General features: G+C 64.6%; 24 protein-coding genes. 20 read left to right on the top strand and 4 right to left on the bottom strand.

The genetic code is table 11. The annotated features are described in order from the left end of the window. Positions 1-7: 7 nt before the first annotated feature. The 14 genes from ACVMB1_RS14360 (at position 8) to mtnK (ending at position 14971) form a co-directional block, all read left to right on the top strand. On the top strand, positions 8-496 hold the full coding sequence (locus tag ACVMB1_RS14360; RefSeq protein ID WP_141340995.1) for a hypothetical protein: 489 nt from the start codon (positions 8-10) through the stop codon (positions 494-496). Positions 497-503: 7 nt separating this feature from the next. After that, positions 504-2579, top strand: coding sequence for an NADH-quinone oxidoreductase subunit NuoG (nuoG, locus tag ACVMB1_RS14355; RefSeq protein WP_141340994.1), 2076 nt, complete (start codon positions 504-506; stop codon positions 2577-2579). 10 nt (positions 2580-2589) lie between these two features. Further along, positions 2590-3660, top strand: a complete 1071-nt coding sequence (gene nuoH, locus ACVMB1_RS14350) for an NADH-quinone oxidoreductase subunit NuoH (RefSeq protein ID WP_018271855.1) — start codon at positions 2590-2592, stop codon at positions 3658-3660. A gap of 7 nt (positions 3661-3667) precedes the next feature. After that, a complete protein-coding gene (gene nuoI, locus ACVMB1_RS14345; protein ID WP_018271854.1) occupies positions 3668-4162 on the top strand; it encodes an NADH-quinone oxidoreductase subunit NuoI in 495 nt (164 codons plus the stop codon). Between the two features lie 9 nt (positions 4163-4171). Next, on the top strand, positions 4172-4810 hold the full coding sequence (locus tag ACVMB1_RS14340) for an NADH-quinone oxidoreductase subunit J (RefSeq protein WP_028333975.1): 639 nt from the start codon (positions 4172-4174) through the stop codon (positions 4808-4810). Next, positions 4807-5115 (top strand): NADH-quinone oxidoreductase subunit NuoK, encoded by a 309-nt coding sequence (gene nuoK, locus ACVMB1_RS14335; protein ID WP_016841823.1) that lies wholly within the window; start codon positions 4807-4809, stop codon positions 5113-5115. The genes ACVMB1_RS14340 and nuoK overlap by 4 nt, the downstream gene beginning before the upstream one ends. An 8-nt stretch (positions 5116-5123) precedes the next feature. After that, the gene (nuoL, locus tag ACVMB1_RS14330; RefSeq protein ID WP_141340993.1) at positions 5124-7196 is read left to right on the top strand and encodes an NADH-quinone oxidoreductase subunit L; all 2073 of its coding nucleotides are present in this window, start codon (positions 5124-5126) and stop codon (positions 7194-7196) included. Further along, positions 7197-8711, top strand: coding sequence for an NADH-quinone oxidoreductase subunit M (locus ACVMB1_RS14325; RefSeq protein WP_016841819.1), 1515 nt, complete (start codon positions 7197-7199; stop codon positions 8709-8711). Positions 8712-8721: 10 nt separating this feature from the next. Further along, a complete protein-coding gene (gene nuoN / locus ACVMB1_RS14320; protein ID WP_141340992.1) occupies positions 8722-10158 on the top strand; it encodes an NADH-quinone oxidoreductase subunit NuoN in 1437 nt (478 codons plus the stop codon). A gap of 61 nt (positions 10159-10219) precedes the next feature. Then, positions 10220-11026 carry a biotin--[acetyl-CoA-carboxylase] ligase gene (locus ACVMB1_RS14315; RefSeq protein ID WP_141341012.1) on the top strand — a complete coding sequence of 269 codons (807 nt, stop codon included), beginning with the start codon at positions 10220-10222 and terminating at the stop codon, positions 11024-11026. Then, positions 11026-12696 (top strand): ribonuclease J, encoded by a 1671-nt coding sequence (locus ACVMB1_RS14310; protein ID WP_141340991.1) that lies wholly within the window; start codon positions 11026-11028, stop codon positions 12694-12696. The genes ACVMB1_RS14315 and ACVMB1_RS14310 overlap by 1 nt, the downstream gene beginning before the upstream one ends. Positions 12697-12767: 71 nt before the next feature. Then, positions 12768-13172: a methylmalonyl-CoA epimerase gene (gene mce, locus ACVMB1_RS14305; protein WP_057016476.1), complete on the top strand. Its 405-nt coding sequence runs from the start codon at positions 12768-12770 to the stop codon at positions 13170-13172. A 6-nt stretch (positions 13173-13178) separates the two neighbouring features. Further along, a complete protein-coding gene (locus tag ACVMB1_RS14300; RefSeq protein WP_057016477.1) occupies positions 13179-13454 on the top strand; it encodes a DUF1467 family protein in 276 nt (91 codons plus the stop codon). Between the two features lie 212 nt (positions 13455-13666). Continuing rightward, positions 13667-14971, top strand: coding sequence for an S-methyl-5-thioribose kinase (gene mtnK / locus ACVMB1_RS14295; protein ID WP_141340990.1), 1305 nt, complete (start codon positions 13667-13669; stop codon positions 14969-14971). A gap of 365 nt (positions 14972-15336) precedes the next feature. Here mtnK and ACVMB1_RS14290 read toward each other — a convergent pair whose 3' ends face one another. From ACVMB1_RS14290 to ACVMB1_RS14275, 4 genes are all read right to left on the bottom strand, one after another. Continuing rightward, positions 15337-16371 carry an ABC transporter permease gene (locus ACVMB1_RS14290; RefSeq protein WP_057016587.1) on the bottom strand — a complete coding sequence of 345 codons (1035 nt, stop codon included), beginning with the start codon at positions 16369-16371 and terminating at the stop codon, positions 15337-15339. 94 nt (positions 16372-16465) lie between these two features. Beyond that, entirely contained in the window at positions 16466-17968 is a 1503-nt protein-coding gene (locus ACVMB1_RS14285; RefSeq protein ID WP_057016479.1) for a sugar ABC transporter ATP-binding protein, read from the bottom strand. 9 nt (positions 17969-17977) lie between these two features. After that, positions 17978-19015, bottom strand: coding sequence for a sugar ABC transporter substrate-binding protein (locus tag ACVMB1_RS14280; RefSeq protein WP_141340989.1), 1038 nt, complete (start codon positions 19013-19015; stop codon positions 17978-17980). 88 nt (positions 19016-19103) lie between these two features. Next, positions 19104-19529, bottom strand: a complete 426-nt coding sequence (locus ACVMB1_RS14275; RefSeq protein WP_057016481.1) for a globin — start codon at positions 19527-19529, stop codon at positions 19104-19106. 457 nt (positions 19530-19986) lie between these two features. Between ACVMB1_RS14275 and ACVMB1_RS14270 the strand changes: the two genes are divergently transcribed. The 6 genes from ACVMB1_RS14270 (at position 19987) to ACVMB1_RS14245 (ending at position 25682) form a co-directional block, all read left to right on the top strand. Beyond that, on the top strand, positions 19987-20358 hold the full coding sequence (locus ACVMB1_RS14270; protein WP_076825366.1) for a DUF2946 domain-containing protein: 372 nt from the start codon (positions 19987-19989) through the stop codon (positions 20356-20358). A gap of 82 nt (positions 20359-20440) precedes the next feature. Further along, entirely contained in the window at positions 20441-22849 is a 2409-nt protein-coding gene (locus ACVMB1_RS14265; RefSeq protein WP_456816218.1) for a TonB-dependent receptor family protein, read from the top strand. 11 nt (positions 22850-22860) lie between these two features. Further along, positions 22861-24093 (top strand): sialidase family protein, encoded by a 1233-nt coding sequence (locus ACVMB1_RS14260; protein WP_246786910.1) that lies wholly within the window; start codon positions 22861-22863, stop codon positions 24091-24093. Further along, the gene (locus ACVMB1_RS14255; protein ID WP_141342131.1) at positions 24090-24587 is read left to right on the top strand and encodes a TlpA family protein disulfide reductase; all 498 of its coding nucleotides are present in this window, start codon (positions 24090-24092) and stop codon (positions 24585-24587) included. The genes ACVMB1_RS14260 and ACVMB1_RS14255 overlap by 4 nt, the downstream gene beginning before the upstream one ends. 35 nt (positions 24588-24622) lie before the next feature. Beyond that, positions 24623-25147, top strand: coding sequence for a copper chaperone PCu(A)C (locus ACVMB1_RS14250; RefSeq protein ID WP_057016486.1), 525 nt, complete (start codon positions 24623-24625; stop codon positions 25145-25147). A 7-nt stretch (positions 25148-25154) separates the two neighbouring features. Beyond that, a complete protein-coding gene (locus ACVMB1_RS14245) occupies positions 25155-25682 on the top strand; it encodes a YcnI family protein (RefSeq protein ID WP_141342133.1) in 528 nt (175 codons plus the stop codon). The last annotated feature ends 3 nt before the right edge of the window (positions 25683-25685 follow it).

Here is a 25685-nt window from a genome sequence, read left to right as displayed (position 1 = left end):
GTTGGCGATGACGCAACAGGCCGCGTGGTGGCAGAAACACGGGACGCTTGCGCAGATGGCGCAGGCGACCGTGGCGCTGCTCGGCTTTGTTGCAATCCTGCTGCAGATCAACGAAATCCGCACCTCGAACCGCGCCTCCAGCGCGCGTTCGGCGTTTCTCGGCTACACCGATCTCGCATTCCAGAATCCGAAATTCGCTCAGCCCGACTACGAGGCCATCAAGGCCGCCAGTCGCGAGGAGCGATCGCAATATGAGAGTTTTGTCTCGTACTTCCTCTATGCCTGCGAGGAGACCTTTGCCGCCTTCGCGGATAAGCGCGAATGGCAGGCATCGTGTGACTACGACCTGAAACCGCATCTGCCGTTCCTCTGCGAGAAGAACCAGGCGCAGCCTGCCTATCTCGCGACCTACGGCGCCGACACCCAGCAATGGGTGAAGACCTCATTGAAAACCGCGAGCGTCGCACCGCCCGACTGCAAGCTCGGAAAGACTTGAGACAGACATGAGCAAGATCATCGTCGATGGCAAAGAGATCGATGTGCCGCCGGAGTACACGCTGCTGCAGGCATGCGAGGCGGCCGGCGCAGAGATTCCGCGCTTCTGCTATCACGAGCGGCTGTCGATCGCCGGCAATTGCCGGATGTGCCTGGTCGAGGTGAAGGGGGGCCCGAAGCCGGTCGCGAGCTGCGCCTGGGCCGTGCGCGACTGCCGTCCGGGCCCGAAGGGCGAGCCGCCGGAGATCTCGACCCGCTCGCCGATGGTGAAGAAGGCGCGGGAAGGCGTGATGGAGTTCCTGCTGATCAACCATCCGCTCGACTGCCCGATCTGCGACCAGGGCGGCGAGTGCGACCTGCAGGACCAGGCGATGGGCTACGGCGTCGACACCAGCCGTTTCGCCGAGAACAAGCGCGCGGTCGAGGACAAGTATCTCGGCGCGCTGGTCAAGACCTCGATGAACCGCTGCATCCAGTGCACGCGCTGCGTCCGCTTCTCCGCCGAAGTCTGCGGCGCGCCGGAAATGGGCGCGACCGGCCGCGGCGAGGACATGGAGATCACCACCTATCTCGAGCAGGCGCTGAGCTCGGAGCTGCAGGGCAACCTCGTCGATATCTGCCCGGTCGGCGCGCTGACGTCGAAGCCCTACGCCTTCGCGGCGCGGCCCTGGGAGCTCGGCAAGACCCAGTCGGTCGACGTCATGGACGGCGTGGGATCTGCGATCCGCGTCGACACCCGCGGCCGCGAGGTGATGCGCATCCTGCCGCGCATCAACGAGGCGGTGAACGAGGAGTGGATCTCCGACAAGACCCGCCACATCGTCGACGGCCTGCGTACGCAGCGCCTCGACCGGCCCTATGTGCGCGAGAACGGCCAGCTCCGGCCGGCGACCTGGCAGGAAGCCTTCGCCGCCATCGCCGCCAAGGCCAGCCGCAGCGACGGCAAGCGGATCGGCGCGATCGCCGGCGATCTGGCCGCGGTCGACGAAATGTATGCGCTGAAGGAAATGCTCGCGAAGTTCGGCTCGGTCAATCTCGCCGTGCAGGGCGGCGATGCGTTCGACGCCAAGGCCGGCCGCGGCTCCTACATCTTCAATCCGACCATTGCCGGCATCGACCAGGCCGACGCGATCCTGATCATCGGCTCGCATCCGCGCAAGGAAGCCGCGGTGCTGAACGCGCGGATCCGCAAGCGCTGGCGCACCGGCGGGCTCAAGGTCGGCATGATCGGCGCCAAGGCCGATTTCACCTATGACCATGAGTATCTCGGTGCGGGTACTGACACGCTGGCCGATCTCGTGGCGGGCAAGCACTCCTTTGCCGACGTGCTGAAGAATGCGCAGCACCCGATCATCCTGGTCGGCGCCGGCGCCTACACCAGGCATGACGGCGCTGCGGTGCTGGCGCAGGCCGCCAAGCTCGCCGTTAATGTCGGCGCGCTGAAGGACGGCTGGAACGGCTTTGCCGTGTTGCAGGATACCGCCTCGCGCGCCGGCGCGCTCGATATCGGCTTCTCGCCGGCGGCCGGTGGCCTGACCGCGGCGCAGATGACGACCTTCGGCACGCTCGACGTGCTGTTCCTGCTCGGCGCCGACGAGATCAAGGTGCCGGACGGCACCTTCGTGGTCTATATCGGCACCCATGGCGACCAGGGCGCGCATCGCGCCGACGTCATCCTGCCGGGCGCGGCCTATACCGAGAAGTCCGGCATCTACGTCAACACCGAAGGCCGGGCGCAGATCGCCAACCGCGCCGCATTCCCGCCGGGCGAGGCCCGCGAGGACTGGGCGATCATCCGCGCGCTGTCCGACGTGCTCGGCAAGAAGCTGCCGTTCGACTCGCTGCAGGCGCTGCGTCAGGCTATGTTCAAGGCCTACCCGCATCTGATGCGGCTCGACCAGATCGAGGCCGGCAAGCCCGACGACGTCAAGGCGCTGGCAGGCAAGGGCGGCAGCGTCGACAAGGCGGCATTCAAGCCGACCGTCGAGGACTTCTATCTGACCAACCCGATCGCGCGGGCCTCTGCCGTGATGGCGGAGTGCTCGCGGCTGGCGTCGGGCCGAATGCTGACGGCAGCGGAGTGAGCGTGACCTGATGGCTGAATTCTTCGCAAGCTCGTTCTGGACCGGCTTCCTCTGGCCGCTGATCATCATGGTCGCGGAGAGCCTGTTGCTGCTGGTCGTGCTCCTGATCGCGATCGCCTACATCCTGCTCGCCGACCGCAAGATCTGGGCGGCGGTGCAGATCCGCCGCGGCCCCAACGTGGTCGGGCCGTTCGGATTGCTGCAATCCTTCGCCGACCTCCTGAAATTCGTGCTGAAGGAGCCGGTGATTCCGTCCGGCTCCAACAAGGGCGTGTTCCTGCTCGCGCCGCTGGTGTCGTGCATCCTGGCGCTGGCCGCCTGGGCGGTAATCCCGTTCGATCTCGGCTGGGTGATCTCCGACATCAATGTCGGCGTTCTCTACATCTTCGCGATCTCGTCGCTGTCGATCTACGGCATCATCATGGCCGGCTGGTCGTCGAACTCGAAATATCCGTTCCTGGCCGCGCTGCGCTCGGCGGCGCAGATGGTGTCCTACGAGGTCTCGATCGGCTTCGTCATCATCACCGTGCTGCTCTGCGTCGGCTCGCTGAACCTGTCGGCTGTGGTCGAGGCGCAGAACACCCGCGGGCTTGCGCACCTGATCGGCCTGCCGCAGCTCACCATCCTGAACTGGTATGTGTGGCCGCTGTTCCCGATGTTCGTCGTGTTCTACGTCTCGGCGCTGGCCGAAACCAATCGTCCGCCGTTCGATCTGGTCGAGGCCGAATCCGAGTTGGTCGCCGGCTTCATGACCGAATACGGCTCGACCCCGTATCTTTTGTTCATGCTCGGCGAGTATGTCGCGATCACCACGATGTGCGCGCTGGCGTCGATCCTGTTCCTGGGCGGCTGGCTGCCGCCGGTCAATCTGCCGCCGTTCACCTGGATTCCGGGCATCGTCTGGTTCGCCCTGAAGGTGTTCTTCATGTTCTTCATGTTCGCGATGGCGAAGGCGATCGTGCCGCGCTACCGCTACGATCAACTGATGCGGCTCGGCTGGAAGGTGTTCCTGCCGCTGTCGCTGGCGATGGTGGTGATCGTGGCCGGCGTGCTGCAGTTCGCCGGCATCGCGCCGAAGTGAGGCCGTCATGAGTGTCAATGTCAACGCAACAGCCCGCTCGCTTCTGCTGTCGGAATTCGTCTCGGCGTTCTTCCTCGCGATGCGCTATTTCTTCCAGCCGAAGCCGACGCTGAACTATCCCTTCGAAAAGGGCCCGATCTCGCCGCGCTTCCGCGGCGAGCACGCGCTGCGCCGCTATCCGAACGGCGAGGAACGCTGCATCGCCTGCAAGCTGTGCGAGGCGATCTGCCCGGCGCAGGCGATCACGATCGAGGCCGGCCCGCGCCGCAACGACGGCACCCGCCGCACGGTGCGTTACGACATCGACATGGTGAAGTGCATCTATTGCGGCCTGTGCCAGGAGGCATGCCCGGTGGACGCCATCGTCGAGGGACCGAATTTCGAATTCGCGACCGAGACCCGCGAGGAACTGTACTATGACAAGGCCAAGCTGCTCGCCAATGGCGACCGCTGGGAGCGCGAGATCGCGAAGTCGATCGCGCTCGACGCGCCATACCGGTGAGGTGAGGGCATGATCCTTCCGGCGCTGTTCTTCTACCTGTTTGCTGCGGCCTGCGTGGCCTCGGCGGTCATGGTGATTGTCTCGCGCAATCCCGTGCACTCCGTGCTGTTCCTGATCCTGGCCTTCGTCAACGCGGCCGGGCTGTTCATCCTGATGGGCGCCGAGTTCCTCGGGATGATGCTGATCGTGGTCTATGTCGGCGCGGTCGCGGTGCTGTTCCTGTTCGTGATCATGATGCTCGACGTCGACTTCGTCGAGCTACGCGAGGGCTTCATCCAGTATCTGCCGATTGGCATCGTGATCGGCGGCATCTTCATGTTCGAGCTGCTGCTCGTCGTCGGCGCCTGGGTGATCAACCCGGCCGTGACCAAGACGATCACCGCGGCGATCCCGACCAATGTCAGCAACACCGAGGCGCTCGGCCTCGTGCTCTATACGAAGTACATCCATTACTTCCAGCTCGCCGGCATGGTGCTGCTGGTCGCGATGATCGGCGCCATCGTGCTGACGCTGCGCCACAAGGCCAAGGTCAAGCGGCAGAACATCAACGTGCAGAACGCGCGCACGCCCGAGATGGCGATGGCGATGCGCAAGGTGGCGTCGGGGCAGGGCCTGCAGGATGCCGACGCGGCGGAGTGGGTGAAATGACGATCGGGCTCGGACACTATCTCGCGGTCGCCGCGATCCTGTTCACGCTCGGGATCCTCGGCATCTTCCTCAACCGCAAGAACATCATCGTCATCCTGATGTCGATCGAGCTGATCCTGCTGTCGGTTAACATCAACCTGGTGGCGTTCTCGACCTTCCTCGGCGACATCGTCGGCCAGGTGTTCGCGCTCTTGGTGCTGACGGTGGCCGCCGCCGAGGCTGCGATCGGTCTCGCCGTGCTGGTGGTGTATTTCCGCAACCGCGGTTCGATCGCGGTTGAAGACGTCAATCTGATGAAGGGCTAGGCGCAGTTATGGTTCAGGCAATCGTATTCCTGCCTCTGCTGGGCGCCATCCTCGCAGGCATTATCTCGCTGGTCGGTGCCCATGCGCGCTGCCCGAGCGGCGATACCGTCGACCATCACGACGATGCGCATGGCGACGCCCATGCCTCCGCGGCCCATGACGATCACGGCCATGATGACCATGGCCATGACGATCACCATGTCTCCGAGCCGGCGGCCGCCGGCTCGCGCCTTGCCGAGCTGATCACCACGGGCCTCTTGTTCGTGTCGGCGGCGCTGTCGTGGTTCACGCTGGTCGATGTCGGCTTCATGCACCATGACGCGCGCGTCGTGCTGCTGCCCTGGATCAACTCGGGCGACCTGCAGGTGGCCTGGACGCTGCGGGTCGACACCCTGACCGCGGTGATGCTGGTCGTGGTCAACACGGTGTCCGCGCTCGTCCACCTCTATTCCATCGGCTACATGGACGAGGATCCGAACCGGCCGCGCTTCTTCGGCTATCTCTCGCTGTTCACCTTCGCGATGTTGATGCTGGTGACGTCGGACAACCTCGTTCAGCTGTTCTTCGGCTGGGAGGGCGTCGGCCTCGCGAGCTACTTGCTGATCGGGTTCTGGTACCAGAAGCCGTCGGCCAATGCCGCGGCGATCAAGGCCTTCGTGGTCAACCGCGTCGGCGACTTCGGCTTCGCGCTCGGCATCTTCGCGATCTACGCGCTGGTCGGCTCGACCGATTTCGAGACCATCTTCCATGCCGCGCCCGGTCTGACCGGCAAGACCATCAACTTCTTCGGCTGGCAGGCCGACGCGCTGACCTTGACCTGCCTGTTGCTGTTCATGGGCGCGATGGGCAAGTCGGCCCAGTTCCTGCTGCACACCTGGTTGCCGGACGCGATGGAAGGTCCGACCCCGGTGTCGGCACTGATCCATGCCGCGACCATGGTCACCGCCGGCGTGTTCATGGTGGCGCGGCTGTCGCCGCTGTTCGAGCTGTCGCCGACCGCGCAGGCGGTGGTGATGTTCTTCGGCGCGACCACGGCGTTCTTCGCCGCCACGATCGGCCTCGTGCAGAACGACATCAAGCGCATCGTCGCGTATTCGACCTGTTCGCAGCTCGGCTACATGTTCGTGGCGATGGGAGCGGGGGCCTATTCGGTCGGCATGTTCCACCTGTTCACGCACGCCTTCTTCAAGGCGCTGCTGTTCTTAGGGGCAGGCTCGGTGATCTACGCGATGCATCACGAGCAGGACATCCGCAACATGGGCGGCCTGTGGCGCAAGATCCCGTACACCTTCGCGGTGATGTGCATTGGCACCCTGGCGCTGACCGGCTTCCCGCTGTTCGCCGGCTACTTCTCCAAGGACGCGATCATCGAGGCGGCCTATGCGGCGCATAATCCGTTCGCGACCTACGCCTATCTCTTGACCATCGTGGCCGCCGGCCTGACCTCGTTCTACTCCTGGCGCCTGATCTTCAAGACGTTCTTCGGCGAGCCGCACGACCAGAAGCACTACGACGCGGCGCATGAGAGCCCGGTGTGGATGCTGGTGCCGATCGGCGTGCTCGCCGCCGGCTCGATCCTGGCGGGCCTGCCGTTCAAGGAGCTGTTCGTCAACCCGCACGGCGTGGAAGAGTTCTTCCGCGAGTCCGTGAAGATGAACCCGCACATCCTCGAGGACATGGAGCACATGCCGGGCTGGCTTGCGCCGCTGCCCACCGTGATGATGGCGCTCGGCCTGTTCATCTCGTATCTGTTCTACATCCGCAGGCCGTACCTACCGGTCGAGCTCGCGCAGCAGCAGCCGATGCTGTACCAGTTCCTGCTCAACAAATGGTACTTCGACGAGCTGTACGACTGGATCTTCGTGCGCCCGGCGAAGTGGCTCGGCTACACGCTGTGGAAGAAGGGCGACGGCTTCATCATCGACGGCTTCGGTCCCGATGGCGTCTCCGCCCGCGTGCTCGACGTCACCCGCAACGTCGTGAAATTGCAGACCGGCTACCTCTATCACTACGCATTCGCGATGCTGATCGGGGCCGCCGGATTGATCACCTGGTTCATGTTCGGCTTGGGAGGCCAGTAGATGACAACCTGGCCCATCCTTTCGGTCACGACCTTCCTGCCGGCGGTCGGTGCGATCCTGGTCTATCTGCTGGCGCGGGGCGGTGACGAGACCGCGAGCCGCACGGCGCGCTGGATCGCGCTGTGGACCACGCTGATCACCTTCGCGATCTCGCTGATCCTGGTGGCGCGCTTCGATCCGGCCTCGACCGACTTCCAGTTTGTCGAGAAGGCGTCCTGGCTCGCCACCGGCATCACCTATCACATGGGCGTCGACGGCATCTCGCTGCCGCTGATCATCCTGACCACCGCGATCATGCCGCTCTGCATCATCGCGAGCTGGAAGTCGGTGACGCAGCGCGTCGGCGAATACATGATGGCGTTCCTGATCCTGGAAACGCTGATGGTCGGCACCTTCTCGGCGCTCGACCTCGTGCTGTTCTATTTGTTCTTCGAGGGCGGCCTGATCCCGATGTTCCTGATCATCGGCGTCTGGGGCGGCCCGCGCCGGGTCTATGCGTCGTTCAAGTTCTTCCTCTACACCTTCCTCGGCTCGGTCCTGATGCTGCTCGCCATCATGGCGCTGTACTGGAACGCCGGCACGACCGACATCCCGACCCTGATGCACACCGCGGTGCCGCGGTCGATGCAGACCTGGGCATGGCTGGCCTTCTTCGCCTCGTTCGCGGTGAAGATGCCGATGTGGCCGGTGCACACCTGGCTGCCCGACGCGCACGTCGAGGCGCCGACGGCGGGCTCGGTGATCCTGGCCGCGATCCTGCTGAAGATGGGCGGCTACGGCTTCCTGCGCTTCTCGCTGCCGATGTTCCCGCTGGCCTCGCACGACTTCGCGCCGTTCGTGTTCGTGCTGTCGGTCATCGCCATCATCTACACCTCGCTGGTGGCGATGATGCAGGAGGACATGAAGAAGCTGATCGCGTATTCTTCCGTCGCGCATATGGGCTTCGTCACCATGGGCATCTTCGCGGTGACCACGCAGGGCGTCGCCGGCGGCATGTTCCAGATGGTCTCGCACGGCATCGTCTCCGGCGCGCTGTTCCTTTGCGTCGGCGTCGTCTACGACCGCATGCACACCCGCGAGATCGCGGCCTATGGCGGTCTCGTCAACCGGATGCCGCTCTACGCGCTGACCTTCATGGTCTTCACCATGGCCAATGTCGGTCTGCCGGGCACCAGCGGATTCGTCGGCGAGTTCATGACGCTGCTCGGCACCTTCAAGATCTCGCTGCCGACGGCGTTCTTCGCCACCACCGGCGTGATCCTGTCGGCCTGCTACGCGCTCTGGCTCTACCGCAAGGTGGTGTTCGGGGCGCTGGTCAAGCCGTCGCTGATGTCGATCAAGGATCTCACCTTCCGCGAATGCGTTACGCTGTTCCCGCTGATCGCACTGACCATCCTGTTCGGCGTCTATCCGAAGCCGGTGCTCGACATGTCGGCGGCCTCGGTGCAGCAGCTCGTCAACAATTACCAAACCGCCGTGACTGCCGTGAAGGCAGCCGCGCTGACCGTCCAGTAAGGCCCTCGTCATGAGCTTTTCCAGTGCAGGTTATCAGTTGCAGCCGGTGCTCCCGGAGCTGGTGCTCGCGGTCGGCGCTATGGTGCTGTTGATGATCGGAGCCTATCGCGGGCAGGGGACGACGCGGCTCGTCACGGCGCTGGCGATCTGTCTCCTGGTGCTGACCGGCGTGCTGGAACTCTGGCTGCCGGCCGGCAAGCTCGTGACCTTCGGCGGCAGCTTCATCGTCGATGATTTCGCCCGCTTCCTGAAGGTCCTCGCGCTGATCGCCTCGGCGGCAACCCTGATCCTGTCGACCGAGTACCTGTCCCAGCCGTCGAGCCGCAACTTCGAGTTCTCGATCCTGGTGCTGCTGTCGACGCTCGGCATGATGGTGCTGATCTCGGCCGGGGATTTGATCTCGCTCTATCTCGGCCTCGAGCTGATGAGCCTTGCGCTCTACGTCGTCGCCGCCAGCCAGCGCGACAATGCCAAGTCGAGCGAGGCGGGCCTGAAGTATTTCGTGCTCGGCGCGCTGTCGTCGGGCATGCTGCTCTACGGCGCCTCGCTGATCTACGGCTTCACCGGCACCGTCAGCTTCGCCGGCATCGCGGCCGCCGCGACGACCGGCAGCATCGGCATCGTGTTCGGCCTGGTGTTCCTGCTCGCCGGCCTCTGCTTCAAGGTGTCGGCGGTGCCGTTCCACATGTGGACGCCCGACGTCTATGAGGGCGCGCCGACGCCGGTGACGGCGTTCTTCGCGTCCGCCCCGAAGGTCGCGGCGCTCGCGGTGTTCACCCGCGCGACGCTGACCGCGTTCCCGGGCATCGTCACCCAGTGGCAGCAGATCCTGGTGTTCGTGGCGATCGCCTCGATGGCGCTGGGCTCATTCGCGGCGATCGGCCAGACCAACATCAAGCGGCTGATGGCCTATTCCTCGATCGGCCATATGGGCTTTGCGCTGGTCGGCCTCGCCTCCGGCACGGTCGAGGGCGCCCAGGGCGTCCTGATCTACATCACGATCTACGTCGCGATGACGCTCGGTTCCTTCAGCATCATCCTGGCGATGAAGCGCAACGGCCAGGCGCTGGAGCAGATCAGCGATTTCGCCGGGCTGTCCCGCACCAACCCGTCGCTCGCCTTCATCTTCGCGATGCTGCTGTTCTCGCTGGCCGGCGTGCCGCCGCTCGCCGGGTTCTTCGGCAAATGGTACGTGTTCGTCGCCGCTATCAAGGCCAATCTGTTCACGCTCGCCGTGATCGGCGTGCTGACCAGCGTGGTGGGTGCGTTCTACTATCTGTCGATCGTCAAGGTGATGTATTTCGACCAGCCGCTCGGCAAGCTCGACCCGGTCCGGGTCGAGCTGCGCACCGTGCTGGCGGTCGCCGGCATCTTCAATCTCTTCTACTTCGCCTATCCGGGCCCGCTGGTGAGCGTGGCCACGGCGGCGGCCAAATCACTATTTTGACGCGTGCGGTTCCGAAATTGGGATGCTGGCTTTCGGAACCAATCATGCGCATAACGCTGACATGACCTTCACGCTCGGGCCTCGGGCCATAGCGGCGGGCTATCGGCTCGCCGCCTTCGATCAGATCGGCTCGACCAATGCCGAGGCGATGCTGCGCGCCCGCGGCGGCGAGCGGGGGCCGATGTGGTTCGTGACGCCCGAACAGACCGCGGGCCGCGGGCGGCGGCAGCGGGTCTGGGTCGCGCCGCGCGGCAATCTCGCCAGCACGATCCTCGAGGTGACGGACGTCCAGCCGGCAGTCGCCGCTACCCTCGGCTTCGCCGCCGGGCTGTCGCTCGAAGCTGCGCTGCGGAAGGTCAGCATCGAGGCGGCGCTGCGGCTCGGGCCGGACAGCCCGAAGTTCACCCTGAAATGGCCGAACGACGTGCTGGCCAACGGCAGGAAGCTCTCGGGCATCCTGCTTGAGGCCGAAGCCATCGGGAGCCGGCTGGCGGTCGTCGTCGGCATCGGCACCAATGTCGTCGCAGCACCAGAGGGGACGCCGACGCCGGCCGTATCGCTCGCGGCGCTCGGCATCCAGATCGGGGCGGAGGAGCTGTTTGCCGCGCTGTCGGACGCCTGGGTCGAGTTTCGCGGCATCTGGGACGACGGCCGCGGCTTCCCCGAGATCCGCAGGCTGTGGCTGGAGCGCGCGGCCGGGCTCGGCGAGAAGGTCGCGGTCCAGACCGGCTCGGCGACCCTTGAGGGCACGTTCGACACCATCGATGATACCGGCTGCCTGATCGTCCGCACTGCTGATGGCGAGCGCCTGCCCGTGACCGCCGGCGAGGTCTATTTCGGCGCCGCAGCCTCGGTGAGGGCGAACTGATGGCGCGTCCGGACGAGCTCACCTTTGCGCCGCTCGGCGGCGTCGGCGAGATCGGCATGAACCTGTCGATCTACGGCCTCGGCAACCGCCACCAGCGGTCCTTCCTCGCGGTCGATCTCGGCGTCTCCTTCGGCGACGAGGAGCATCTGCCGGGCATCGACCTGATCATGCCCGACGTCCGCTTCCTCGAGAAGGAGCGCAACAATCTGGTGGGCCTCGTGCTGACGCACGCCCATGAGGATCATTTCGGTGCCATTATCGATCTTTGGCCGAAGCTCGGCTGCAAGATCTACGCGACGCAATTCAGCGCGGCGCTGTTCGAGGCCAAATGCGCCGCCGAGCGCAACCCGCCAAAAATCCCGGTCACGGTGATCCCGTCGGGCGGGCGAGTCGATATCGGTCCGTTCAATGTCGAGTTCATCCCGGTCGCGCATTCGATTCCGGAATCGCACGCGCTGGCGATCAAGACCGATCTCGGCACCGTGCTGCATACCGGCGACTGGAAGATCGATCCGACCCCGATCATCGGCCAGCCGACCGACGAGCGGCGGCTGCGCGAGCTCGGCGATGAAGGCGTGCTGGCGCTGGTCGGCGATTCCACCAATGCGGTGCGCGACGGGCGCTCGCCGTCGGAGACCGAGGTCGCCGCCACAATCAAGAAGCTGGTCAAGGCGGCCAAGGGCCGGGTCGCGGTCACGACCTTCGCCTCCAATGTCGCCCGGGTGCGGGCGGTGGCGGACGCCGCCAATGCCGCCGACCGCGAGGTCGTCGTGGTCGGCCGTGCCATGGAGCGCGTGGTGCAGGTGGCGCGCGAATGCGGCTATCTCGATGGCTCGCATAAATTCCGCAGCGCCGACTATTACGGCCATTTCCCGGCCGACAAGGTGCTGGCGCTGTGCACCGGCAGCCAGGGCGAGCCGCGTGCGGCGCTGGCGCGGATCGCCAATGACGACCATCCGCAGGTCACCCTGAACAAGGGCGACACCGTGATCTTCTCCTCCCGCACCATTCCCGGCAACGAGAAGGCGGTCGGCTCGATCATCAACAACCTCGTCATGCAGGGCGTCGAGATCATCACCGACCGCGAGCATCTGGTGCACGTCTCCGGCCACCCGCGCCGCGACGAGCTGCGCGACATGATCTCCTGGGTGCGGCCGCAACTGCTGATCCCCGTCCATGGCGAGGCGCTGCATCTCGCCGAACACGCCAAGCTGGCGCGCGCCGCCGGCGTGCCCAAGGTCCTGACCTGCCGCAACGGCGACCTCGTCAAGCTCGGGCCCGGCGAGCCCGGCATCATCGGCGAGGTGCCGGCGGGGCGGCTCTACAAGGACGGAACCATCCTGGAGGACGCCAAGTCGCGCGCTGTGGTGGAGCGGCGGCGGATGGGCTTTGCGGGCTGCGCCTTCGTCGCCATCGCCATGACCGAGCAGGGCGAGCTCGTCGACGATCCCGAGGTTGATCTGGTCGGCATGCCGGAGAACAATGCGGCGGGCGAACTGCTCGACGACATCGTGTTCGATGTGGTGGTATCGACGATCGAGGGCCTGCCGAAGCCGCGGCGGCGCGATCCGGACGCGCTGGGGGAATCGGTGCGGCGCGCGGTGCGGGCGGCGCTGAACGAGCAATGGGGCAAGAAGCCGATCTGCGTCGTGCACGTTCTGACGGTTTGAGCCTAAGCATGATCCGGAAGAGTGCGAAGCGATTTTCCGAAAAGATCATGCTCAACTAAAGGGAGAGAGAGATGCTGGGCCGGCTCAATCACGTCGCGATCGCGGTCAAGGACGCCAAGCAGGCCGCGAAGATCTACGGCACTGCCTTCAATGCCGAGATTTCCGATGCGGTGCCGCTGCCGGAACACGGCGTGATTACCGTGTTCGTGACGCTGCCGAACACCAAGATCGAGTTCATCGAGCCGCTGGGCGAGACCTCGCCGATCGCGAAATTCGTCGAGCGCAATGCCGACGGCGGCATCCACCATGTCTGCTACGACGTGCCCGACATCATCGCGGCCCGTGACCGCATGATCGCCGAGGGTGCGCGGGTGCTGGGCGACGGCCAGCCGAAGATCGGCGCGCATGGCAAGCCGGTGCTGTTCTTCCACCCGAAGGACTTTTCCGGCGCCCTGGTCGAGATCGAACAGGCCTGAGGCCGCATGGCTTACCAGATCTCCACCGGACTTGCGATCTACTTCGTGCTTTGGTGGCTCGTGCTGTTCCTGACGCTGCCGTTCGGCGTGCGCAGCCAGCACGAGGACAATGTCGGCGCGCCCGGCACCGACCCCGGCGCGCCGATCCTGGCGCGGATGGGCCGCAAGCTGCTGTGGACCACGCTGATTTCCGCCGTGATCTTCGCGATCGCGATGTGGGCCTATCATTCCGGCTATCTCTCGATCGAGCGGCTGTCGAAGCTGATGGGGATGCCGTTCTGATACGCAGTTTTCGTGGGATCAGAAGTAGCCCGCATGAGCGAAGCGACATGCGGGATCACTTTCCCGGGTATCGCGGAGCCTGTCATCGGGCGCGCGTTTGCGCGACCCGTTGGCTCACCCGGGCTACGAACCGATGGGGATGCTGTTTTAGAAACTGATGCCAATGGAGTGGGGATCAACCTCGCCCTGGCAATGCGGAGGAGGCGACCACGATGAACCTGCAGTCCCAGCCGGGCTCCGGGCCGAGCGCATATCGAATCCTGCGGGAAGCCGATCTGCGGGATTATCTCGCGGGGCTGCCCGCCATCGTCGCGCAGCTCGGCGGCGCGCCGGCGGACTGGTCGATCAGCGAGGTCGGCGACGGCAATCTCAATCTCGTCTTCATCGTCAAGGGCGGAAGCGGCGGCCTCGCGGTCAAGCAGGCGCTGCCGTATGTGCGCCTCGTCGGCGAGAGCTGGCCGCTGCCGCTGTCGCGGGCGCATTACGAGCACATGGCGCTGGTGCATCAGGCGCGGCTGGCGCCGATGCTCGTGCCGGCGGTGCTGCATCATGATGCGCCGCTCGCGCTCACCGCGATGGAGCTGCTCGAGCCGCACATCATCATGCGCAAGGGCCTGATCGAGGCCACGTGGTACCCGCGCTTTGTCGAGGATATCTCAACCTTCCTGGCGCAAACGCTGTTCTTCACGTCCGACCTTGCGTTGTCGGCCGCGGAGAAGAAGCAGGGCATCGCCGATTTCGCCGGCAACCACGCGCTCTGCAAGATCACAGAAGACCTGATCTTCACCGATCCCTACCGCATCGCCGAGCAGAACCGCTGGACCGCGCCGTATCTCGACGCCACGGCGGCGGCGTTCCGCGAGGACCTCGACCTGCATGTCGCGATCTCCAGGCTGAAGCTGAAATTCATGGCGAGCCCGCAGGCGCTGCTGCACGGCGATCTGCATACCGGCTCGATCATGGTTACAGACAGCGAGACCAGGGTAATCGATCCCGAGTTCGCCTTCTACGGCCCGATGGGCTTCGACATCGGCGCCGTCATCGGCAACCTCCTGATGGCCTATCTCGCCTCCGCCGGCCACGAGCGCGCGCCGGGCGAGCGCGCCTCGTTCGAGGCTTGGCTACTCGCGACCATGGAGGGCGTCTGGAGCGAGTTTTCCCGAAAGTTCCTGGCGCTGTGGCGCAGCGAGGCGAACGGCGACGGCTATCCGGTGTCGCTGTTTACCGGCGAGGCAGGTGCCGCGCGGTTGGAGGCAGAACGGCAGGCGTACATGGCGCGGCTGTTCGAGGACACCGTCGGCTTCGCCGCGGCCAAGACCATCCGGCGCATCCTTGGTCTCGCGCACAACATCGACTTCGAGTGGATCGCCGACGAGAAGCAGCGCGCGATCTGCGAGGCGCGGGCCCTCAAGCTCGCCCGCAATATGATGCTGGAGGCGCCGTCCTACACGACGATCGGCGCGGTCACCTACGCCGCCCGCGAGCTGCGCCACTGGCAGCCGGATTTTGCGAGGTAGCCGGGAAGCGTAGGATGGGTGGAGCGAAGCGGTACCCATCATTCTGACAGCGCGATAAGAGTTGATGGGTTTCGCTTCGCTCTACTCGTCCTACGCAGCGCGGCTTTCCCTGCGCCCTCTTCAACGCGAGGGCGGAACGAACAGCAAGCTCGGACAAATCATGTCGCGAGAATGCGGATGTTTGACTCACAAGCGATACACACTCGGCGTCGTCCCGGCGAAGGCCGGGACCCATAACCACCAACGATCATTGTTGAGCGACGCTGGAATGACGAGTTCCTTCAACAATACCCGCCGCGGCGTATGGGTCCCTGCTTTCGCAGGGACGACGAATGGAGAGAGCTGTGTGCTCAGCTCCTTCATCCTTAATCCGCCGCCTGTTCCCGCAGCCGCTGCGCGTACACGTTGATGATCAGCGCCGCGAGCAGGATCAACCCGCGGATCAGGATCTTCAGGAAGCTGTCGATATTGACGTGGTCGAGGCCGTTGTTGAGAACGCCGAGCACGAACAGGCCGACGATGGTGTTGCCGATGCCGCCGCGGCCGCCGAACAGGCTGGTGCCGCCGACCACCACGGCCGCGATCGAATCCAGCAGATAGGTATCGAACTCGTTCTGCTGGGCGCTGCCGAAATGGGCGACGCCGAGCATGCCGCCGATCCCCGAGCACACCGCCGAGATCACCATCACACTGCCGAGGATGAGCTTGACGTTGAGGCCGGCAAATTCCGCGGCCTCGCGGTTGCCGCCGACCATGTAGACGTAGCGGCCGAACCGTGTGTAGGTCAGCACCAGGTGGCCGCCGAGCAGCATCACCGCGGCGACGATCACAATCCAGGGGATGCCGCCGATCGAGCCGGAGCCGAGCGTCGTGATCAGGTCCGGCACCTTGTAGGCGATCTGGCCGCGCACCAGCAGCGCCGAGACGCCGGCCGCAATCTGCATCATGGCGAGCGTCATGATGAAGGAGGGGATGCCGATCATGGTCAACCCCAGCGCGTTGACGAGGCCGAGCAGCGCGCACAGCGCCAGCGCCAGCAGGATCGCGACGATGCCCGGCATCGGGACATTGGCGATGTTGACGTAGGATTCCTGCAGCGTGAAGTACGCCACCGCAATGCCGGTGACGTTGGCGATGCTGGCGATCGACAGGTCGATCTCGGCGCACAGGATCACGAAGGTGAGGCCGACGGCGATGATGCCGGTGACCGACACTTGCGTGAGGATGTTGCCGACATTGTCGATGGTGGCAAACGACGGGCTCGCGATCGCGAAGAAGGCGCTGAGGAAGATCAGCGTCAGGAACGGCGCAATGTTGCGCATCTGCGAGCGCACGAAGGGCGCCAGCCCGCGCGACCGCTGGTGATCCGCTCGCGCCGTGGCGCCGTCACTGCTTGCCATCATGTCTCTCCATCAAGCGCGATGAGGTGGTCATCGCGCTTTCTCTGTTTGTTTGAGCATCGGAAAACCGCTTCGCACTTTTCCGGATCATGCTCTAGGCCGCCTCCAGCAGCCGGTCCTTGCTGACCGCTTCGCCCGCGAATTCGCGCACCACCGCGCCGCGCTTCAGCACCAGGATCCGGTCGGCCAGCGACAGCACCGTCTCCGGCTCGGTCGACAGCACGATGATCGCCAGCCCCTTGGCGCGGAGATCGCGCACGATGTTGATCACGTCGTTCTTGGCGCCGACATCCATGCCGCGGGTCGGCTCGCACAGCACCAGGACGCGCGGCGGATAGGCTAGCCATTTCGCCAGCGCCACCTTCTGCTGATTGCCGCCGGACAGCATGCCGAGATCGAGGCCGACCACCGGCGGCCGGATCTGCAGTTGCTCGACCTGGCGCTGGGCGATCGCACGCTCGCGCACCGGCTTGAGCAGCAGCGCCGAGATCCGTTCGAGGATGCTGATCGAGATGTTCTTGTAGACCGGTTCCTGGTGGAACAGCATGGCGCGCCGGCTTTCCGGCACCAGGGCGACGCCGGCCCGTCGCGCCGCCGCGGTGCTGCGAAACGTCTTCGTGGCGCCGTCGACCGCAAGCGTTCCGCCGTCGGGTCGCAGCTTGCCGAACAGGATGCGCGACAGCTCCAGCTGCCCGCAGCCCATGAAGCCGTAGATACCGAGCACTTCGCCGGAGCGGGCCTCGAACGAGACGTCCCGCAGGCTGCGGCGCAGCGAGAGCTGATCCACCTTCAGCACCGCCGCGCCTCCGCTCGATTGCGGGAGCATCAGGTCATCGGTGTAGCTGTGTTCCAGCGCCTCGCCGCCGCGGCCGATCATGGCCTCGATCAGGGCGCCCTTGGTGGTGTCCGCGGACGCGGTCTCCGCGATCTTCCGCCCGTTGCGGAACACCGTCACCACGTCGGAGACCCGCAAAATGTCCTCGATGAAGTGCGAGATGAAGACGATGCTGGTGCCTTCGTCGCGCAGCCTGTGCAGCGTCGCAAAGAGGCGTTCGACCTCGGGCGGAGAGAGGGCGGAGGTCGGCTCGTCCAGGATGATGATGCGTGCGCCGGAAAACAGCACGCGAGCGATCTCGATCAGCTGCTGCAGGCCGATCGGCAAATCGCCGAGCCGCGTCATCGGGTTGACGTCGATGCCAAACCGGGCCAGCTGCTCGCCGGCCTCGCGCGCCATCCGCCGCCATTGCACGAAGCCGAGGCGGTTGGTCGGCTGGTTGCCGAGGAACACATTCTCAGCGACCGTGAGATCAGGCGCGACGCTGAGCTCCTGATGCACCATGCCGATGCCGGCGGCGTGCGCGTCACGGGTGGAGCGGAAGCGGGTCTCCTTGCCGTCCAGCATGAAGCGGCCGGAGAACTCCGGATGCACGCCGGCGATGATCTTCATCAGCGTACTTTTTCCGGCGCCGTTCTCGCCGACGAGACCATGGATCTCGCCGGCGTGCAGCGCGAAGTCGATCCCACGAAGGGCTTCGACGCCGCCGAAGGCCTTCGTGATCTGGTGCAATTCGAGGATCGCCGAGCGTCCCTGCGTCATGAGGCCCGCTCAGATCAGGAAATGATCCTCCATCCATTGCATGCCGGCGGCGTTGGCCTTGGTCACGACGGGACCGTCGGTCACGACATTCTTCGGAATGCCCTGGCCGCTCTTTTCGCCGCCGACCACGGCGGCGACGCCCGCGACGATCGCGCCGCCATGGATGCGGCAGGACGGATTGCGGACGGTCGCGAACATGCGGCCTTCGCTGACCGCCTGAATCGCCGGCGGCATGGCGTCGACACCGCCAATCAGGATGTTGGTGCGGTTGCGCGCCTTCATGATGTTGTAGGCGGCGAGCGCCATGTCGTCATTGTGGAAGAAGGCGGCGTCGATCTGCGAGTATTTGGTCAGATAGGTTTCCCAGAGCCGGGCGGTCTTCGAGACGTCCCAGTCGGCGGGCTGGGTATCCAGCACCTCGATGTTCGGGAACTGCTTGATGACCGAGTTGAAGCCCTTGGCGCGGCCCTGCGCGCCGGTATGGCCGAGCGCGCCCTGGGTCATGATGACCTTGCCCTTGCCGCCGATCGCGTTGCACAGCGCCTGCGTTACGGAGGCGCCCATGAACTCGTTGTCAGGTGCGAGGAACGAGTGGACGTTAATTTGATCGAGAGGAGCAATAAGCGTGTCCATGTCGATCACGGGGGTCCCGGCGTCGATCATCTTCTGCACCGGCTGGGTCAGCGTGCCGATGCCGAACGCCTGGATCGCGACGAAGTCCCATTTCTGCGACGCCATGTTGTCGATCGCGGCGCGCTGCTTGACGGCATCGAGCTGGCCGTCGAACCAGGTCACCTCGACGTTGAACAGCTTGCCCCAGAACTCGGCGGCCTGCTTGCCTTGCGCGCACCACGTCGCCTGCAGTCCGGCATTGGACAATGCCGCCTTCAGCGGCTTTTCCGAGCGTCCCGTTTCGGCGGCGAGCGCCGACGTCGTCATGCCCATTCCGCCGAACAGGCCGGCCGCAGCTCCACCTGCCGCCGCCATCTGCAGAAGGTCGCGCCGCGTCGTCGACGCCTTGTCCATCCCCTTGTCGGTCCCTGGCATTGCTTGCTCCCTCTTCGTTTTTCTGACCGTCGGCGTCAGTTGCACGCGCCGCGGATAAAGCGAGTGTGTCACAATCGGAACGGTGACGCTACGGCCTCTCGTCCACGAGATGTTTCTGCTGCAGCACGATGGCTTCGATGTCGCCGAGCAGCTTGTGCCACGCAGCATCGATCTCCGCAGACCATTGCTCGCCGAGAATGTCGCGCAGCGTATCGGCGATCACCGCGAAGAACGCGACGAACAGTTCGCGCGGCGTGCCGTAGGCGTCGTGCGAGAACACTTCCGATTCGATCAGGCGAAAATGTCCGCGGCGCTCGCCCGCGAAATCGAGGATGGCTTCGATCGTCAGCTGCAGCATCGAGCCTTTCACCGGCTCGCTGCCTTCGGTGCGAAACATCGCCTGCGTCTCGGGATGTTCGCGAAATAGGCGGCGATAGACTGACGGTGTCAGATCATCGCAAGCCGCTGCTGCGAGTTCAAAGCTGCGTTCGATCGGATTCAATGATGGAGCCATAGTGGATTGCGATCATCACATAAAAAAAGAGCAGGGCTCAAAGCCCTGCTCCAAAAATTGTGTCGACCCTATTTGCCCCAAAAATTCGATTTGATCTTGATTGATGGGGTGACGCTGCTTGTGCGCGTCGGGCTCCTCCCGAGACTTGGACCACCAGGACACACCTCGCGGCTGGCCTGAGCCCGAATTGGTAGACTATCTTTCCAGGCTTGTCATCATTTTCGGCAACGATTGTTCAATTTTCGAGCAATTTGCGAAATGATTGGGATGGCGCCACCGGCGGTTGTGACGGGAGATATAAAACACGTGGCAGGGTAAGGGGATACGACTGATTTCGGAGTTGCCGTGACGCAAGTGCCACGCTCGGTTATTTCCGTCGGCTGGAAGAAACCGGACGCATCGGCGATCTCGACTTCCGGCGCCCATGGTGGTTAGTTCCGTGGCGGATGGATTTGCGATGCGCCGGCGGCTGAAGAATTTTCTGCCCATCGTCTTGGTTGCCCTGCTGGTGCAGATTCTTGCACCGATCGGGGCCTGCTGGGCGGCGAGCCTTGCCGCGTCCGATCCGCTCGCGGCCGCCACCATCTGCCACGGCGATGCCGGCTCCGGAGCGGGGCAGGGTGACCAGACCAGTCACGACGCCCATGACGGCTGCTGCTCGGCCTGCAGCGTGCTGCAGACCGGTGCGCCGGTTGATAGCCCGCAAGTTGTGGCCCAGGCCGTCGAACGCCTGCCGAACCCGATCGCCTGGCTTGATTTCGCCTCCGAGCTCGATCGTTCGCGCGCCGGCCTCTCGGCGCAAGCCCGCGCGCCGCCGCTGTTTTCCTGACGACCTTGTCGCTGCCGGTGCGTCCCGCGCCAGCAAGTGCCCTTGAGCAAGCCGGCCGGAGCGCCGGTGTCAGGATTCATCCATGTTTCGCTATCATCCGCTGGAGGCGGCAAGCGTGCTCGCGCTGGGCGCGACGCTTTGCGCATTGCCGTCCGCTGCCGAAGCCCAGGCGCCCAGCACAGAGCTACCCTCCGTCACCGTCGAGGCGCCCCGGACGGCGGTGCGCGCCAAGCCGGCGGCGCAGAAGCCGCGCGTTCGTGCCGCGTCCGTGCGGCGGCCGCCGAAGCCGGCGACAGCGCCAGCCGTGACGGCGGCCCCAGCGGACGGCGCGAGGCCGGGGGAGACGCTTGCCGCGACCCGCGACGGTTTGAACCGGGCGCCGACAGGCCAAACGCAGACGACCATCGACCGCAGCCAGTTCGACAACCGACCGGCGTTCTCCGTCGCCGATGTGCTGCGCGACAGTCCGGGCATCTCGATCAAGCAGGGCAACGGCCCGCGTGATTTCGGCATCTCGATCCGCGGGTCGAATGCGCGGAACGGCTTCGGCATCCGCAACCTCGTCATCTTCGACGACGGTTTCCCGGTGACCCAGCCGGACGGCCTGTCGCGCAGCGACCTGATCGATCCGCATGCCTATGGCGCCATCGACGTGGTCCGCGGGCCGTCATCGGCGCTCTACGGCAATTATGCGACCGGCGGCGCGCTGAATTTCAGGACCCGGCCGGGCGGCAAGATCGACGGCGTCGAGTATGGCGTCGACGGCGGCAGCTTCGGTTACCTCAACAACTATCTCGCGGCGGGCAAGAAGGTCGGCAATTTCGAGGCCTCGCTGTTCGCGAGCGACGCGCGCGGCGACGGCTACATCGGCAACAGCTGGTTCAACACACAGACCGTTAATTTCCTCGGCACGCTGCAGGTCACGCCGGACGACCGCTTCACGGTGAAGCTGATCAACAACGACCTGACGACGCGCCTGCCGATCCGCTCCTCGCTCAACCAGTTCTACCAGAACCCGTTCCAGCAGGGCTGCACGACCGGCGCGACGGCCGCGCCGGGATGCGCCACCGTGACGTTGTTCAACAACGGATTCAACGCGGCGGCCGGGACCGACAGGGAGACCGCGGTTCAGGCCGGTCTCGGGCGCGACGACCGCCGTACCATCGTCGGCGGCCGCTGGGAGCACGACTTCGACAACCAGACCACCTGGCGCAACCAGTTCGTCTTCGACGACCGCAATATCAATCAACCGACGGGATCGACGAGCGCGATCGGCGACTTCCCGTCCTACAACTACATGAGCGACGTCGTCAGACGCGGCGATATTTTTGGGCTGGATTCGACGACCTATTTCGGCGGCTTCTACAATACGCTCACCGCGTCGAGCGACACGCGCAATGTAATGCCGGGCGGAAATGCGACGCTCGGAAGCCTGTCGAGCAATTTGTTCAGCACGACGACAAATTACGGTGTTCGCGCACGCGAGGAATTGAAGCTCACGTCTGCGCTGACGGCCGTTGCCGGCATTGGCTGGGAGGCCACCAGTCTGACGGGCCGGAACACCGCCTACAGCTACGCCGGCGCGGCCGGAACCACGACCACGGCGATCACGACGGCGGACCGGCAATTCCAGAATACCGCGCCCGAGCTCGCATTGCTGTACCGGCTGAGCAGCGAGTGGCAAGTCCGTGGACGAGTGGCAACCGGATACGGCACGCCGCAGGTCAGCAATTTGTTCGTCCTGCCGAGTGGCGCCTCGGGCAACAACACCCAGCTGCGGACGCAAAAGAATCTCGGTTACGATGTCGGTGCCGACTGGACACCGAACAACGCGCTCAAGCTCAGCGTCACGGGCTTCTACGAGTTCTTCAAGGACGAGCTCGTTTCTCAGGCCACGCCGCTTGCGGGCATCTCCTACACGTTCAACGCGCCGCGATCGGAGCATCGCGGCGTCGAGCTGGCCGCCGACTGGAAATTCCTGCCGGGCTGGCGGTTCTCGGCGGCCTACACTTATCTCGACGAGGTCTACACGGAATACGTCGAGAACATCACGAACGGCGCGGTGTTCAGCTTCAATCGCGCCGGCAACAAGATTCCCGGCATTTCGCCGAACGAGCTCACGGCGCGGTTGGGCTACGACCAGCTGTCGGGTCAGTTTCAGGGACTTGGCGGGTTCGTCGAAGTGCAGTGGAAGGACAGCTTCTACATGGACAACGCCAACCTCTTGAAGGCGCCGGGCTATGAGCTGGTCAACCTCAATCTGCACTACAAGACCGATCTCGTCTCCGATTATTTCAAGGCGCTGAACCTCTACATCGAGGTGAGGAACGTCTTCGACCGGACGTACGTGGCGTCGGCGAACAACATCTCAAATTCGGTGACCGCGGCAGGCATTCAAAATCCCGCGAGCGTACTGGCGAACTCGACCAACTCGATCTATGCCGGATCGCCGCGCGCCGTCGTGGCGGGCATGAAGATTGCGTTCAAATGAGGAGCGCATCGATGACCTATCGCAAACCGGTCGCCCTGACGCTGCTTGCATCGCTCATGCTCGCGGCCTTGCCGAGCCTTGCCGTCGCACAGATGAGCCATCAGCACGCCTCCGAAGCGGCCTGCGAAGAGACGGCCCTGCGCTGCGCGACCAAGGTCACGCCCGCCTTTGGGCGGGATGGGACATTGTGGCTGCTGTGGATGGCCGGCGGCCATATCTCCGTCGCGAGCTCAAAAGACCAGGGCAAGAGCTTTTCCACACCGGTGCAGGTCACACGGGAGCGGCTCAGTCTCGATTGGGGACCGGATGCGCGGCCGAAGCTTGCGATTGATGCCAAGGGCAACATCGCTGTGGCCTTCTCGATCTTCCGCGATCAGAATTTCAACGGTCAGGTGCTGACCACGCGATCGACCGATGGCGGGCGCAGCTTCGATGCGCCGAAGCCGATCACCACGAACAATGAGAGCCAACGGTTCGAGGCGATCGGTTTCGATCCTGCGGGGGCGATGTTTGCCGCGTGGCTCGACAAGCGCAACCGCGTGCCGGCGCAGCAGCGCGGCCAGAAATATGACGGTGCCGGATTGTTTTTCGCGTCATCGGGAGATGGCGGAGCAACCTATTCCGACGCGCGTCTCGTCGCCGACAACACCTGCGAGTGCTGCCGCCTCGCGCTGGCGTTCGATGGTGCGGGCCATCCTGTGGTCGTGTTCCGGAACATCTTTGAAGGCGGCGTGCGCGACCATGCGGTCGTGACGTTCTCCGACCTGGCTACGCCCGGCGAGATACATCGGGTGAGCCGCGACGACTGGCAGATCGCGGCCTGTCCGCATCACGGTCCGAGCCTGACCATATCGCCCGAAGGAACCTACCATGTGACGTGGTACACCAACGGCAAGGCGCGCAAGGGATTGTTCTATGCGCGCTCGCGCGACGGCGGCAAAACCTTCTCCGATCCGCTTCCGGTCGGTCAGCCGAACCGCAGCCCATCCCGGCCGCAGATTATCGCGGGGCCGCAGGGGCTTGTCATGGCCTGGAAGGAATTCGACGGGCAGAAGACGACAATCGATCTCATGACATCGCACGACGATGGAGCGACATGGTCGAAGCCAACGGTGATCGCGGATACCGCCGACAGTTCCGACCATCCGCTGCTCGTCTCGGACAGCCGGCAGACCTATCTGTCGTGGATGACGAAGGCCGACGGCTACCATTTTCAAGCGATCGAGGGCGAAGGCGAACCATGAAGCGTTATCTGCTGGCTGCGCTGGTCCTGCTCGCGACGCTGCCGTCCGCATTGGCGGCGGGAGAGGGCGCGCCAAAGCCGTTCGAACGCGGCAGCTGGCAAAAGCTGCTGCATGCGCATGCCGGTCGTCCGACCCTGGTGCATTTCTGGGGAGTGACCTGCGGACCATGCAAGGTCGAGTTGCCGGAGCTTGGCCAGTTCATGAAGGATCATCCCGGAATCGATATCGTCACGATCAGCGCGGATCTGGTTCCCAACCTTCCGGAAGCGACGCGATCGATGCTGGATCGCGCCGGCCTCGGCGCGGCCGAAAACTGGATCTTCGACGACGGCTTTGCCGAGCGGTTGAGATTTGAGATCGATCCGGCCTGGCAAGGCGATATCCCGCGAACCATGCTGATTTCCCGGGATGGAACGATCACGACGATCGAAGGGGCGGCCGAAATCGCCGATCTGAACAAATGGTCCAGCGCCCAGTCGGCAGCAACCCGATGACACTTGAATTTCAACTTGAAAGGAAATCCGTCGCCATGAAGACGCTCTCCCGCATCCTTGCCCTCGCAGCGCTGACCGCTGCACTCGCGTCGACGTCCGCGCGCGCGGAGGACGTCAAGGCCGGCGATCTCGTGATCACGCAGGCCTGGACGCGCGCAACGCCGAACGGTGCCAAGATCGGCGGCGGCTACCTGACGATCGAGAACAAGGGGACGACGCCCGACCGGCTGGTGTCAGGCACCGGCGATGTTGCCGGCAAGATCGAAGTCCACGAGATGTCGATGGACAATGGCGTGATGAAGATGCGTGCGCTCGACAAGGGCCTCACCATCGAGCCCGGCAAGACCGTGAAGCTCGCGCCGGGCGGCTATCACCTGATGATGTTCGATCTGAAGAATCCGCTGAAGCAGGGCGACAAGGTGCCGGTCACGCTCGAGTTCGAAAAGGCCGGCAAGGTCTCGGTCTCGCTGGACGTGCAGGCCGTCGGCGCGCAGGGGCCGGGCGGCGGTCATTCCGGCCATGGCGACCATTCCGGTCACATGGACATGAAGAAGATGTGAGGCAGCCATGCGATCACAGACGTTCCTCATTGCCACGGCGGCGCTGCTCGCAGCGCAGCCGGCGATCGCGCATATCACACTCGAAGGAAAGCAGGCGGCGGTCGGATCGTATTACAAGGCGGTGTTCGCCGTGCCGCATGGCTGCGCGGGCTCGGCGACAATCAAGATCCGGGTGCAGATTCCGGAGGGCGTGATCGGAGTTAAGCCGATGCCGAAGGCGGGCTGGACTCTCGATGCGGTCACCGGCAAATACGCCGCCCAATACGACTATCACGGCGCCAAGCTTTCCGAGGGCGTCAAGGAAGTCGCCTGGAGCGGTGGCAAGCTTGCGGACCAGAACTACGACGAGTTCGTGATGCAGACGTTTCTCACCGATACCTTGAAGCCCAACACCACGTTGTACTTTCCGGTCGTGCAGGAGTGCGAGCAGGGCGTCAGCCGCTGGATCGATACCCCAGCCGACGGGCAGGGCGGCGGGCACGACCATGGCAGCAAGACACCGGCTCCCGGCGTCAAGCTGCTGCCGAAGTCGTAAGCG

Source organism: Bradyrhizobium sp. USDA 4504 (assembly GCF_054063995.1).
The sequence above is the reverse complement of the archived record's forward strand: the minus strand, read 5'-3'. Positions and strand labels throughout refer to the sequence as shown.